10 protein-coding genes are annotated in these 14412 nt (G+C 69.1%); 9 read left to right on the top strand and 1 reads right to left on the bottom strand.

Features of this window, described 5'->3' with window-relative positions; genetic code table 11:
• On the bottom strand, positions 1-524 hold a 524-nt coding region (locus tag RMP09_RS07460), incomplete at its 3' end, for a PEP/pyruvate-binding domain-containing protein (RefSeq protein ID WP_310565341.1).
• A gap of 244 nt (positions 525-768) precedes the next feature.
• Between RMP09_RS07460 and RMP09_RS07455 the strand changes: the two genes are divergently transcribed.
• The 9 genes from RMP09_RS07455 (at position 769) to RMP09_RS07415 (ending at position 14404) form a co-directional block, all read left to right on the top strand.
• Positions 769-1590: a pyruvate, water dikinase regulatory protein gene (locus tag RMP09_RS07455; protein WP_310565340.1), complete on the top strand. Its 822-nt coding sequence runs from the start codon at positions 769-771 to the stop codon at positions 1588-1590.
• 177 nt (positions 1591-1767) lie between these two features.
• Positions 1768-3528: an MFS transporter gene (locus RMP09_RS07450; protein ID WP_310565339.1), complete on the top strand. Its 1761-nt coding sequence runs from the start codon at positions 1768-1770 to the stop codon at positions 3526-3528.
• Between the two features lie 109 nt (positions 3529-3637).
• Complete coding sequence (locus tag RMP09_RS07445) at positions 3638-3814, top strand: hypothetical protein (RefSeq protein ID WP_310565338.1); 177 nt, start codon at positions 3638-3640, stop codon at positions 3812-3814.
• Positions 3815-3866: 52 nt separating this feature from the next.
• On the top strand, positions 3867-4370 hold the full coding sequence (locus RMP09_RS07440) for a hypothetical protein (protein WP_310565337.1): 504 nt from the start codon (positions 3867-3869) through the stop codon (positions 4368-4370).
• A 63-nt stretch (positions 4371-4433) separates the two neighbouring features.
• Complete coding sequence (locus RMP09_RS07435; protein WP_310565336.1) at positions 4434-5186, top strand: metallophosphoesterase family protein; 753 nt, start codon at positions 4434-4436, stop codon at positions 5184-5186.
• Positions 5183-6619 carry a bifunctional serine/threonine-protein kinase/universal stress protein gene (locus tag RMP09_RS07430; RefSeq protein ID WP_310565335.1) on the top strand — a complete coding sequence of 479 codons (1437 nt, stop codon included), beginning with the start codon at positions 5183-5185 and terminating at the stop codon, positions 6617-6619. The genes RMP09_RS07435 and RMP09_RS07430 overlap by 4 nt, the downstream gene beginning before the upstream one ends.
• Before the next feature lie 161 nt (positions 6620-6780).
• Positions 6781-7686, top strand: coding sequence for a caspase family protein (locus tag RMP09_RS07425; RefSeq protein WP_310565334.1), 906 nt, complete (start codon positions 6781-6783; stop codon positions 7684-7686).
• 50 nt (positions 7687-7736) lie between these two features.
• Positions 7737-8753, top strand: a complete 1017-nt coding sequence (locus RMP09_RS07420; RefSeq protein ID WP_310565333.1) for an N-acetylmuramoyl-L-alanine amidase — start codon at positions 7737-7739, stop codon at positions 8751-8753.
• 53 nt (positions 8754-8806) lie between these two features.
• Entirely contained in the window at positions 8807-14404 is a 5598-nt protein-coding gene (locus RMP09_RS07415; RefSeq protein WP_310565332.1) for a CHAT domain-containing protein, read from the top strand.
• Positions 14405-14412 lie beyond the last annotated feature (8 nt).

Here is a 14412-nt window from a genome sequence, read left to right as displayed (position 1 = left end):
TAGCTGATGGCGCGGTCGTTGTAGAGGGAGGCGAACACCTCCTTCATCTTGTGCAACACCTCGTCGATGCCGTGCACGTTCAGGAAGGTTTCCTGCTGGCCGGCGAACGAAGCGTCGGGCAGGTCTTCGGCCGTGGCCGAGGAGCGCACGGCAAAGGTGGCCTTGTCATTGCCGCCGACCAGGGTGACGAAAGCGTCGCGGATCGCCTTCTCGAGGTCGGCCGGGAACGGCTGGTTCTCGACCATGGCGCGGATCTCGGCCCCGGCTTCGGCCAGGGCGCGCACGTCCTCGGTGTCCAGTGCGTCCAGGCGGGCGTTGATGCGCTCGGTCAGGCCGTCGAACTTGAGGAATTCGCGGAAGGCGTGCGCCGTAGTGGCAAAGCCGGTCGGCACCTTCACGCCTTGCGGCAGCTGCGAGATCATCTCGCCGAGGCTGGCGTTTTTGCCGCCGACGGCCTCGACATCGCTCATGCGCAGTTTTTCGAAAGGGACGACCAGATCGGTCGCGCCAAACAGTTGGGACATGGGAAGACTCCTGAGGTTAAAAAACCGGGGGCTCCGCGCACCGAATCCGGACCTGTGGTTCTGTTATGGGTCCCGCACCGGGTCAAGGGCAGCAATCTGGGGGCAGCGGCAACCCGGATAATGGATTGCGCGCGCATCGGCACGGATTGTAGGGTCGCACCCCCGCGCGCCGACCGAGTCCGGCCGGCAGTGGCGTTGAAATCCACTGTGTGCACCCCTGAAATTTCTTGTTCCCGAGCACCCCATGCCCAACAGAACGGTCTTTTTCCTCTCCGACGGCACCGGCATCACCGCTGAAACCTTCGGCAACGCCATCCTCAACCAGTTCGAGATCGATCTGCGCCGCGTGCGCCTGCCGTTCCTGGACAACGTGGACAAGGCCCACCAGGCGGTGCGCCAGATCAACCACACGGCCGAAGTGGAAGGCCGGCGCCCGCTGGTGTTTGCGACCGTGGTCAACATGGATGTGCTGGCCGTGGTCAAGGAACACTGCCAGGGTGTCATGCTGGACATGTTCGGCACCTTCGTCGAACCGCTGGAGGACGAACTCGGCATCAAGTCCAACCACCGGGTGGGGCGTTTCTCGGACGCCTCCAAGAGCAAGGAATACCACGACCGGATCGAGGCCATCAACTTCTCGCTGATGCACGACGATGGCCAGAGCCACAAGGACCTGCAGGGCTCGGACGTGATCCTGGTTGGCGTGAGCCGCAGCGGCAAGACGCCCACCTCGCTCTATCTGGCGATGCAGCACGGCCTCAAAGCGTCCAACTACCCGCTGATCCCCGAGGACTTTGATCGCCGCAAGCTGCCGCCGGCCCTGGTGCCCCACCGCAAGAAGATTTTCGGTCTGACCATCGCACCGGAACGGCTCTCCGAAATCCGCAACGAGCGCCGGCCCAACTCGCGCTACGCCAGCCTGGAAAACTGCCGTGCCGAGGTCAACGAGGCCGAGGCCATGATGCGCCGCGAGGGCATCCGCTGGCTCTCGACAACGACCAAGTCGATCGAAGAAATCGCCACCACCATCCTGCAGGAAATCCGGCCCGAACGGCTGATCTACTGAGCGCCTGCGCAGCGCACAGGGAAAACACCTAAGCCCATTTCATAGGGGCTAACCCTAGACAACGGCCCCCAGCGGGCCGTTGGCGTTTTTTCGTCAGAACACCGTCAGGCGACGTTCAAAGAATCGCGCCCCAGACGCCTATCCGGGCGTTCAACTTTCAACAACAGGAGACATTTCATGGCGACAACCCCAGCCCGCCCGATGACGCCTGAAGAACGCAAAGTGATCTTTGCGTCTTCTCTCGGCACGGTGTTCGAGTGGTACGACTTCTATCTGTACGGTTCGCTGGCAGCCATCATTGCCAAGCAGTTCTTCAGCGGTCTGGATGCTGGCTCGGCCTTCATCTTCGCGCTGCTGGCCTTCGCTGCGGGTTTCATCGTGCGTCCGTTCGGCGCCATCGTGTTCGGCCGTCTGGGCGACATGATCGGCCGCAAGTACACCTTCCTGGTCACCATCCTGATCATGGGCGGCGCCACCTTCATCGTGGGCATCCTGCCCAACTACGCCTCCATCGGTGTGGCCGCTCCGGTCATCCTGATCGCCCTGCGCATGCTGCAGGGTCTGGCGCTGGGTGGCGAGTACGGCGGCGCAGCCACCTACGTGGCCGAGCACGCTCCGCACGGCAAGCGCGGCGCCTACACCGCCTGGATCCAGACCACCGCCACGCTGGGCCTGTTCCTGTCGCTGATGGTGATCCTGGGCACCCGCACGATCATCGGTGAAGAAGCCTTCGCCGACTGGGGCTGGCGCGTTCCCTTCATCGTCTCCATCCTGCTGCTGGCCGTCTCGGTCTGGATCCGCCTGTCCATGAACGAGTCGCCCGCTTTCCAGAAGATGAAGGCCGAAGGCAAGACCTCCAAGGCCCCCCTGTCCGAGTCGTTCGGCCAGTGGAAGAACCTCAAGATCGTGATCCTGGCCCTGGTGGGTCTGGTCATGGGCCAGGCCGTGGTCTGGTACACCGGTCAGTTCTACGCCCTGTTCTTCCTGACGCAATCGCTGAAGGTCGACGGTTCCACCGCCAACATCCTGGTCGCCGCGTCGCTGGTGATCGGTACCCCGTTCTTCGTGGTCTTCGGTGCCCTGTCCGACAAGATCGGCCGCAAGCCCATCATCATGGCCGGCTGCCTGCTGGGCGCGCTGACCTACTTCCCGGTTTTCACCGCGCTGACCAAGGCCGCCAACCCCGACCTGCACGCCGCGCAACAAACCAGCAAGGTGGTCGTGGCCGCCAACCCGGCCGAGTGCTCGTTCCAGTTCAACCCGACCGGCACCAAGAAGTTCACCAGTTCGTGCGACATCGCCAAGCAGAAACTGGCTGGCGCTTCGGTGAGCTACGAGAACGAAGTGGCTCCGGCCGGCACCCCCGCCACCATCAAGATCGGCGACAAGGTGATCAACGTGGTGCCCAGCGCCGACGAGATCGCAGCCGCCAAGGCCGGCGCCGAGAAGAAGCTGGCCGACCTGACCGCCGCCGGCAACGCCGACGCGAAGGCATTGAAGGCTGCTGAAGGTGCGGTGAAGGCCCTGTCCGACGAGAAGACGGCCAAGGACGCCACCCTGACCGCCAACCTGAGTGCTGCGCTCAAGGCCGCCGGCTACCCGACCAAGGCCGACCCGGCCAAGGTGGACAAGTTCACCATCATCATCATCCTCACCTACCTGGTGATCCTGGTGACCATGGTCTACGGCCCGATCGCCGCCATGCTGGTGGAGATGTTCCCGACCCGCATCCGCTACACATCCATGTCCCTGCCGTACCACATCGGCAACGGCTGGTTCGGTGGCCTGCTGCCCACCACCGCCTTCGCCATCGTGGCGCAGACCGGCAACATGTACAACGGCCTCTGGTACCCGATCATCATCGCCGCGGCGACCTTCGTCATCGGCATGATCTTCGTCAAGGAAACCAAGGACGTGGACATCTACGCCAACGACTGATATCGTCATTCCGAGTGGCACCCCGCTCAGGCGGGGGCCACTCGGGAGCGGTTTTCTCCTTCAAACCCATGCCCCGGCATGGGTTTGTTTTTCCAGCCAGGACTCTCTCATGATCAAAATTTTTATTGGCTTCGTCATCTTTGCCGCGTTGGCCTTGTTCATGCTCATGAAAAGCGATGCTGACATCGACATGGGTGGTGAAAAGCACGGCATCGAAGAAACCACCCACAGCGAACCGGCGCCCGCAGCCGCTGCCCCGGCCCCCGCAGAAACCCCGGCCAAATAAGTCGACGCCCTGACCACCGCCTCTGACAGGAAGTGCCCACATCCACAGATACATGCCATTGATCTACCAGAAAACAGAGGCCGGACAAACCGCGTTCAAAACCCGCTCGGCGGAACTGAGCAGCCGGCAGCGTTCGGCTTTTCTGCTCTTCGACGGCAAGCGCACATTGGCCGAGGTGTTGAAAGCCACCCTCGGCCTGGGCATTGGCGCACCCGACATCGAGGACCTGGTGGTCAAGGGCTTGCTGGTGGCGCCCGCTGGCGCTGCCACAGTCCCGCCGCCGGTGGTGGACACCGTGCCAGCGGCCGTGGAGGCTGAGCCGGCCTCCACCGCAGCGCATGCGCCGGCTGATGAGCTGCCCCCCATGCAGCGCTACCAGCGGGCCTACCCGGTGGCCACGCGCATCACCGCTAAACTGGGCCTGCGGGGCTTCAAGCTGAACCTGGCGGTGGAAGCGGCGTCCGGCTACGACGATCTGGTGGCCCTGTTGCCCAAGATCGCCATCGCGGCCGGCGACAAGGCGGCCGCCGAACTCAAGCGCGCCTTGGGCTTGTGACCGCCGTCCGCCCCGGGCGGGCACCCGACGGTTGATCCTTTCCACACATCACAGGCGGCAAGCATGAAGCTGGCACTGCTTTCCGACATCCACGCCAACCTGCAGGCGCTGCAGGCCTGCCTGGACCACGCCCAACGGCAAGGAGCCACCCAGTACGCCCTGCTCGGCGATCTGGTGGGCTATGGTGGCGATCCGGCGCCCGTCATGGACCGCGTGGTGCAGCTGGCCAGCGAGGGCGCCGTGGTGCTGCAAGGCAACCACGACGAGATGGCGCTGCACCCCCCCGCCCAGAGCGACCGCCTGGGCGAAGCCACCGCCGGCTGGACCCACGACCAGTTGACCACCGAGCACCGGCAGTTCCTGACCGCACTGCCGCTGACGGCGCGGCTGCAGTCGTGCCTGCTGGTGCACGCCAGCGCCGACGCACCCGAGAAGTGGCGCTACGTCGAAGACGAGCGCAGTGCGGGGGCCAGTCTGGACGCCGCCACGGCCGACCCGCAGGTGCGCTACGTGTTCGGTGGCCACGTCCACCGACAGACCCTGTACTACAAGGGCAGCGGGCGCGGCCTGATGGCTTTTGCCCCCACCCCCGGGGTGCCCATTCCCACCCCTGCGCACCGGCAGTGGATCGCCACCGTCGGCTCCGTCGGCCAGCCGCGCGACGGCCAGCCCAGCGCCATGTATGCCCTGTTTGATCTGGCGCAGGCCCGTCTGAGCTTCCACCGCGTACCGTACGACCACATGGCCGCCGCCGCCGCGGTGCGGCGTGCCGGCCTGCCCGAATATTTCGCCCAACGCCTGGAAGAAGGTCGATGAAGTTGCTGGAACCCGGGACCCCGCTGGACGGGTTCGTGATCGAAGCGTGCCTCCACTCGGGAGGCATGGCCCACATCTACCGCGTGCACTACGCCAACGGCGCGCGCGACCCGGGTTTCCCGATGGTGATGAAGATCCCGCGCATGACCGCGGGCGACGGGGCCGAGAACATCGTCAGCTTCGAGGTCGAGCACCAGCTGCTGCAAGTGCTCACCGGCCCGCATGTGCCGCGCTTCGTGGCCGCGGGTGACCTGCACAACGTGCCCTACCTGGTCATGGAATACGTGCAGGGCCAGACGCTGGACCACTGGCTGCCCGAACCAGGCGAACCCCACACCCCGCTGACACCCGCGACCCTGGCCAGCCTGGGCGCTGCCATGGCGCACGCGGTGCACAGCCTGCACAGGCAGAACACCTGCCACCTGGACCTGAAACCCGCCAACGTGCTGATCAAGCCCGATGGTTCGGCCGTGCTGCTCGACTTCGGCCTCTCGTGCCACGCGCACTACCCCGACCTGCTGGCCGAAGAGCTGCGCAAGGCGGTCGGCTCGCCGGCCTGGATCGCACCCGAGCAGGTGGTGGGCGTGCGCGGCGACCCGCGCAGCGACGTGTTCGCCATCGGCGTCATGCTCTACGAACTGGCCACCGGCGAACTGCCGTTCGGCGCGCCCAAGACCGACGGTGGCCTGCGCCAGCGCCTGTGGATGGACCCCCGGCCCCCACGCGCGCTGCGCCCCGACCTGCCCCCCTGGCTGCAGGAGGTGATCCTGCGCTGCCTGGAAACCGAAGCCGCGCAACGCTACCCGTCGGCCGCCCACCTGGCACTGGACCTCACCAACCCGGACCAGATCACCGTCACCGCGCGGGGTGAGCGCACCGTGGGCACCGGGTTCAAAGAACACTTCAAGCGCTGGCTCAAGGCCGCGGGCAAGCACTACCAGCCCAGCCCTATGCCCAGCCACCAGATCGAGGAAGTGCCGATCCTGATGGTGGCCGTGCCGCACCACGACGTGAGCGACGCCACGCTGTACTCGCTGCGCCAGGCGGTGGCGCGCTCACTGGGCATACGGCCCGGTGCGCGGCTGGCCGTGGTGACGGTGATCTCGACCGGCGACACCAGCACCACCCACAGCGACAAGAGCGAAACCAGCGTGCACCGCCGGCACCTCACGCAGCTCAAACAGTGGGCGCAGCCGCTGGACCTGGCGGGACACCAGACCTCGTATCACGTGCTCGAATCGAACGACGTGGCCCAGGCCCTGGTGCGTTATGCCGAAGGCAACCACGTGAGCATGATCGTGATGGGCGCCGCCACCCACGGCCTGCAGATGCAGCGCTTCGTGGCCACCGTGCCCATCAAGGTCGCCATGGACGCGCCCTGCACCGTCATCCTGGTCAAGCAGCACACGCCGTTCGAGCAGCTCCAGGGCTGAACCCCGGCCCCCAAAGGCCCGCCGTCGCGCCGCCGCGCTTCCCCAGGCTGGGGGACGCGCACCTGACCAGCCCTTTGCGGCACTTGTTTACTTTTGACCGCCAATGGGCACAGAATCCGTGACAGATCGCACACTTCGATCTGCACACGGAGGGAACCCCCATGGCCACCGCGTCCAAGTCCGCCCCGCAGCGCTCCGCCACCGGCCTGTCGCTGCACATCGGCATCAACGAAGTCAGCGCCGCGCACTACGCCGGCTGGACCGGGCCGCTGGCGGCCTGCGAGTTCGACGCCCACGACATGGCGGCCATCGCCCAGGCCCAGGGCTTCAAACCCACCTCGCTGTTGACGAAAAAAGGCACGCGCTCGGCGGCGCTCGCCGCCATCCGCAAGGCAGCCAAGGCCTTGCAGGCCGGTGACCTGTTCTGGCTCACCTATTCCGGGCACGGTGGCCAGGTGCCCGACGCCAGCGGTGAAGAACCCGACAAACTCGACGAAACCTGGTGCCTCTACGACGGCCAGCTGATCGATGACGAGCTGTATTTCGAGCTCAGCCGCTTTCGCAAAGGGGTGCGAGTGCTGGTGCTGTCCGACAGCTGCCACAGCGGCACCGTGGTGCGCGCCGCGCGCCCGGCGCCCGGCACGGCCGAGCAGCGCCCACGCATCATGCCGCCGGCCGTGGGCATGCGGGTCTACAACGCGCACAAGGCCTTTTACGACCAGCTGCAGGCCGAGATCGCCAAGGCCGCCGGCGGTCGCGTGACCGACCCGGACACCGCCATCGCCCAGGTCGCCGTCAGCACGCGGCTGACCGCCATCGTCAAGAAGTTCGAGCCCTCGGTGATCCTCGTCTCGGGCTGCCAGGACAACCAGTTCTCGATGGACGGCAACCACAACGGCGCCTTCACCGAACAGGTGCTGCGCGTGTGGAACAACGGCGCCTTCAAGGGCAGCCACGCGGTCTTCCATGCCCAGGTGCGCGCGGGCCTGCCGCCCACGCAATCGCCCAACCTGTTCACGCTGGGCCCGGCGGCCGGGTTCCTCAAGCAGACGCCGTTCACGCGCTGATCCCGCCGCGGCGGGGGACCTGCCGCCGCACACCGTCAGGAGGCCTTCTCATGCTGAGCATCCAGAACCACCGGCTCGTGGGCGACAACGTCAGCTTCCGCCAGACGCCCAACGTGGGCGGTGCGCTGTCACCACGCTTTGTGGTGCTGCACTACACCGCCGGGCGCAACCTGGAGAGTTCGGTGGAATCGCTGTGCACACAGAAACCCCAGGGCAACGCGTCGGCCCACATCGTGCTCGGGCGCGACGGGCGCATCGTGCAGCTCGCGCCTTTGAACCGCGTGACCTGGCACGCCGGCGTGAGCCAGTGGAACGGTCTCAACGGCTTGAACCACCACGCCATCGGCATCGAAATGGACAACGCCGGCCTGCTGCACCGCGAAGGCGAGCGTTTCGTCTCGTGGTTCGGCAAGGACTACCCTGAAAACGAGGTGCTGGTCGCCGCGCACCGCCACGGCGGCGGCGCCCAGCCCTGGCACGCCTACACCGAAGCGCAGATCGCCCGCGCACTGGAACTGTGCGAACTGCTGGTGGCGCATTACCGGCTGGACGACGTGCTGGGCCACGAAGACATCGCCCGCGGTCGCAAGACCGACCCGGGCCCGGCCTTCCCGCTGGCGGCCGTGCGCGCCCGCGCCCTGGGCCGCGGCGGCGACGTGCAGCCGCGCCTGCTGGTCACCGCCAGCAAGCTCAACATCCGCAGCGGGCCGGGGGCCGAGTTCCCGGTGGTCGCGCCTGCCCTCAAGCAGGGCGCCGAGCTGCTGCTGATCGAACCCCGCGACCGCTGGAGCCTGGTGGCCGTGGTGGGCGTGACCGACCTGGAAGGCTGGGTCAGCAACGACTTTGTGACCCGCGCGCCCGCCAGCCGCAGCGGCCCAGCCGTGCTGTCGCGCGCCGAGCGCAGCACCGCCGCCACCCCGCCCGCCAAGCGCGCCAGCCGTGCCCGAGCCGCGCCGCCCGCCCCGACGGCGCGCAGCGCTGCGGCCAAAAAGACGGCCGCCCCCCGCAAGGCCCCCGCCAAAAAGACCACGCGGCCGGCGGCGCGCAAAACCACCACCCCGCGCTGAACCCTGCCGATCGCCCCCGCCAGACGGCACCCCACCCTGAAAGCGGCTGAACCATGGAACACCACACCTCTGCTCAGCCCATCACCTTCACGGTGCAAGGGCAGTCCCTGCCGGTCGCGGCGGCCACACGCGGCGGCCCCGCGCCCACGGCGGTGGGCGGTGGCTTTGGCGGGCGCGGCCGGGTCACACAGAAAGTGCAGCTCGGCGCCCGCCGCAGCAGCGGCAACGCGGTGGTGCGCCTGGTCGCCCGCCCGGGGCAGGACACGGTGCTGCTGCACATCAGCAACGGCCCGTCGCTGCTGCTGCACCCGGAAACCGCGCGCGACCTGATGCAGGCCCAGGCGGGCGCCGCCCACCGGTCCGCCACCCGCGGTGCTGCCGCCCCCACCGATGTCGAGGTGCCCGCCCAGCTGCTGTGGCAGGGAGCGGAACCGTCGGGCGCCACCCGCGGGGGGGCCTCGCGCGGCCGGCTGGGGCAGGCCCTGCTCACCGGCATCGAAATCGTCACCGGCCTGTTCACCGAACCGGCGGCCCAACTCACGGCCCGCAAGATCGGCGAACGCTTCGACGGCCAGGTCGACGCCGGGGTGTACGCGCTGCGCGCCGACGGGCTGAACGCGCCGCTCAAGGGCAGCGGCCAGAAGCTCGACCACATCCCGCCCGCCGCGCCGGGCGCGCCGATGCTGGTGCTGTTGCACGGCACCTTTTCTGAAACGCACGGCACCTTCGGCAAGCTGTGGCAGCAACACCCGCAAAAGGTGCGCGAACTGTTTGCCCACTACGGCAACCGCGTCTACGGCCTGGACCACCCCACGCTGATGGCCAGCCCCATCCAGAACGCGCTGCTGCTGGCGCAGAAGCTGCCCGACGGCGCCCGCGTGCACCTGCTCACCCACTCGCGCGGCGGCCTGGTGGCCGAGGTGCTGGCCCGGGTCTGCGCCCAGCCCGATCTGGACCCGGCCGAGCTGAGCGCCTTCAAGGACCCGGCCTACAAAGACCAGCACAAAGCCCTGCGCGACCTGGCCGACGCCGTGCGGGGCCGCGACATCCGCGTGGTGCGCGTGGTGCGCGTGGCCTGCCCGGCGCGCGGCACGCTGCTCGCGTCCAAGCGGCTGGACGCGTACGTCTCCGTGCTCAAGTGGTCGCTGGAGCTGGCCGGCATTCCGGTCGCGCCGGCCTTGCTGGACTTCATCGGTGCCGTCGCCAGCCAGCGCACCGACCCGAGCCTGCTGCCCGGTCTCGAATCCATGGTGCCCGACAGCCCGCTAGTGCAGTGGCTGCACAGCGCCGATGCCCCCCTGCCCGGCCAGCTGCGCGTGGTGGCCGGCGACATCGAGGGCGACTCGGTCATGTCCTGGGTCAAGACCCTGCTGGCCGACGCCTTCTACTGGACCGACAACGACCTGGTGGTGCAGACGCGGTCGATGTACGGCGGCGCACCGCGGGCGCCGGCCGGCGGGCACGCGGCCGCCAGCTTCGTGCTCGACCAGGGCGGCGGCGTCACCCACTTCGCCTACTTCAGCAACCCGCGCACCGCCGAAGCGGTGTGCAACGGCCTGACGCAGGAACAGCCCGCGGGGTACCGACCGATCGGGCCCATGTCGTGGGCCGGCAGTTCGGCCGACGGCCTGCGCGGCACCCCGCGCACACGCGACGCCCGGCCCGCGGCCGAGCGGCCGGCGGTGATCATGATCCCGGGCATCCTGGGCAGCCACCTGGCGGTGGACGGCAAACGCGTGTGGCTGAGCCTGCGCATCCTGGGCGGGCTGGAACGGATCGCCTGGCGACCGGACGCCACCAACGTGCAGCCCGATGGCGCCATGGGCCGCAGCTACGACGACCTGGCCGACTTCCTCTCGACCACGCACGAGGTGATCGAGTTTTCCTTCGACTGGCGCCGCCCCATCGAGCAGGAAGCGCGCCGCCTGGCCGGCGTGCTGGACCAGGCCCTGAGCGCGCGCGACGCCACCGGCCAGCCGGTGCACCTGCTGGCGCATTCCATGGGCGGGCTGGTGGCGCGCACGGTGCAGCTGGAGCAGCCCCAGGTGTGGCAGCGCTGGCTGCAGCGCAGCGGCTCGCGCCTGCTGATGCTGGGCACGCCCAACGGAGGCTCCTACGCGCCCATGCAGGTGCTCTCGGGCGACGACCGTTTTGGCAACACGCTGGCGACCTTCGGCCTGCCGTTTCGCGACCAGCAGGCGCGCCAGCTCATGGCCGACATGCCCGGCTTCATCCAGCTGCAGGCCGGCCTGCTCGATGCCCAGCTGGGCCTGGACCGCAGCGAACGCTGGCGGGCGCTGGCCGAGCAGGACGCGCAACTGCTGGATGACGCCAACCGCTGGCACAACGAGGAAGCGCAGCGCAGCGTCTACCGCTGGGGCGTGCCCACCCAGGCGGTGCTGGACCAGGCCGTGGCCCTGCGCCGCCGGCTGGACGCCCAGCGCGACGGAACGCTCCAGGCCTTTGCCGACCGCCTGCTGCTGGTGGTGGGCAAGGCCCGTTTCACGCCCGCCGGCTTTGAACTCAACGCCCGCGAAGGCCTGTTCTACCTGGACGCGCCCGACGACGGCGACGGCCGCGTCACCCGCGACAGCGCCTTGCTGCCCGGTGTGAAGACCTGGACGCTGGACTGCGAACACGGTGATCTGGCCGACGCCGACAACGCCTTCGAGGCCTACCGCGACCTGCTCAACCTGGGCGACACCGAACGCCTGCGGCCGCTGGCGGTCACACGCGGCGCCCCCTCGGCCGCCGCCGCGCTGGTGCGCAGCCGCCCGGCACGCGAGCGCACCGCGGGCCTGCGCCCCCCGGTCGAGCTGATGGACGTGTTCCGCCTCGACGCGGACGAGCCCCCGCCGGCCACCGCCCGCAGCGCCGGCGCCGCGCTGCGCCTGAGCGTGCACAACGGCAACCTCAAGTTCGTCAGCAAGACGCTGATGGTGGGGCACTACGGCGCCTCCACCCTCACCGGCACCGAAGCGGTGGTGGACCGTTTCATCGGCGGCGCCATGGGCGCATCGCTCGCCCTGGGCCTGTACCCCGAGGCACCGGGCACGCACCAGTTCTTCATCAACCACCGGCAGGACCCGGACAGCCCCCTGGCCCTGCCGCGCCCGGCCAACGTGGTGGTGGTGGGGCTGGGCGAAGAAGGCAAGCTGCACAGCGCCGACCTGGTGCAGACCGTGCGCCAGGCCACACTGGCCTGGGCGCAGCGCGTGGCCGAGGTCCCTGGCCAGGGGCAGAGCACGTTCGAGCTGACCGCCACCCTCATCGGCAGCGGCGGCATCGGCGTGAGCGTGGGCAGTTCGGCCCACGCGCTGGCCCAGGGCGTGCGCGAGGCCAATGAAAAACTCGAAGCCGGCGGCTGGCCCACGGTGGCGCACCTGCACCTGATCGAGCTCTACCTGGACCGCGCCACCGAAGCCTGGGGCGCACTGCAGTTGCTGGCGCTGGCCGCGCCCGAACAGTTCAGCCTCACGCCCACGGTGGTGTCCGGCGTCGGCCCGTTGCGCCGCCCGCTGGAGAGCGGCTACCGCGGCACCGGGCACGACTTCATCAGCGCCATTTCGGAAAAGAACGAGGCCGGCGAACCCACCATCACCTACACGCTGGACACGCAGCGCGCCCGATCGGAAGCGCGGGTGCAGCCGACCCAGGCGCGCCTGGTGAGCGAGCTGGTGCGCCGCGCCAGCAACGACGCCAACCGCGACCCGCAGATCGGCCGCACCCTGTTCCAGCTGCTGGTGCCGGTGGAGATGGAAACCAGCCTGCGCGGCAGCACCGAGCTGCTGCTCGAACTCAACGACGGCACCGCCGGCATCCCCTGGGAACTGCTGGACGCCCCCAACGACGGCCGCAGCGAAGCGCGCAAGCCCTGGGCGATCCGCAACCGGCTGCTGCGCAAGCTGCGCACGGTGCAGTTCCGCGCGCAGGTGAGCGACGCGCGCGCCGAAGACGCGGTGCTGGTGATCGGCGAGCCGCTGTGCGACGCCACGCTCTACCCGCCCCTGCCCGCCGCGCGCAGCGAAGCGCTGGCGGTGGCCGAGGCGCTGGTCGGCCCCACCGGCCTGAGTGCCGAGCGGGTGCACACGCTGATTGCCGAAGACGGCCTGCCGGGTGCCGACGCGGCCAGCGTCATCAACGCCCTGCTGGCGCAGCCCTACCGCATCGTGCACATCGCCGGCCACGGCGAGCCCGAGCTGATCGAAGACGACAAGCCCCCCCAGATGCGCGGCGTGGTGCTCAGCGACGGCACCTTCCTCGGCCCGCGCGAGGTGGAAGCCATGCGCGTGGTGCCCGAGCTGGTCTTCCTCAACTGCTGCCACCTGGCGGCCGACCCGCGCCACCTGCTGCAGGGCTACGACCGCGCGGCCTTTGCGGCCGGCGTGGCCAAGCAGCTGATCCGCATCGGCGTGCGCTGCGTGGTGGCGGCCGGCTGGGCGGTGGAGGACGAGGCCGCCAACCGCTTTGCCGGCGCCTTCTACCAAGCCCTGCTGCGGGGCGACCGCTTCATGGACGCGGTGCACAACGCCCGCGTGGCCGCTTGGGAAGCCAACCCGCTGGGCAACACCTGGGCCGCCTACCAGTGCTACGGCGACCCGGAATGGGTGTGGCAACCCGACCAGCGCGACCTCAACCGCATGCCCAAACCGGTGGGGGCCGACTACGCGGGCATCGCCTCGCCGGTGGCGCTGGCGCTGGCGCTGGAAACCCTGGCGGTGGAAAGCACCACACAGGGGGCGCCCGATGCGCGCCAGCGCGAAAAAATCCGCTACCTGGAAGCGCGTTTCGAGGTGGACTGGGGCGACATGGGCGCGGTGGCCGAAGCCTTTGGTGTGGCCTGCGCCGCCGCGCGCGACCTGGACAACGCGGTGCGCTGGTACCGCCGCGCGGTGGCCGCCAACGACGGCAGCGCCTCGGTCAAGAGCAGCGAACAGCTGGCCAACCTGCTGGCGCGCCTGGCCTGGGAACGGGTGGCGCCGCCACCCCGGGCCGGCAAGAAGGACCCCGATCTGGCGCAACGCATCGCGCAGGGCCGAGACGACATCCAGACCGCCATCGGGCTGCTGCAGGCGCTGGTGACCGTCTGCCCCACGCTGGAGCGCGAAAGCCTGCTGGGCTCGGCCTACAAGCGCCTGCACCGGCTGGAACTGCTGGCCGGACAGGCCAGTGCCGCCACCCAGGCGGTGCAGCAGATGGCCACGCACTACCGGCAGGCCGAGGCGCTGGCGCGCGGCGCCGGCTCGCCCGACTGGTTCTACCCCGCGCTCAACCGCCTGGCGGCCGAGCTGCTGGCCCAGACCGGCCAGCCCGGCTGGAGCGGTTTCGACGCCCAGGACGTGGCCGACATCCGCCAGACGCTGGAGACCCGGCGCCGCGACGCGCCCGACTTCTGGAGCGTGGTCGGCCTGCCCGAGCTGGCCACCCTGGAGGCGCTGGCCGCCGGTCAGCTGGCGCAGCAGCTGCCCGCCGTGCTGGCGGTGTACGAAGACCTGCACCAGCGCGCCGGCACGGCGTGGATGTGGGCGTCGGTGGCCGACCAGGCGGGGTTTGTGCTGCGGCCCTGGCTGGACGGGCAGGACGCACAGGCACGCGCCGCCCAGCAACTGCAGGCCCGGCTGGCGGCCTGGGCGGCCGGCCGCACGGGCTGAGCAGAGGT

The organism is Hydrogenophaga sp., from assembly GCF_031426985.1.
Lineage (GTDB): Bacteria > Pseudomonadota > Gammaproteobacteria > Burkholderiales > Burkholderiaceae_C > Hydrogenophaga.
The sequence above is the reverse complement of the archived record's forward strand: the minus strand, read 5'-3'. Positions and strand labels throughout refer to the sequence as shown.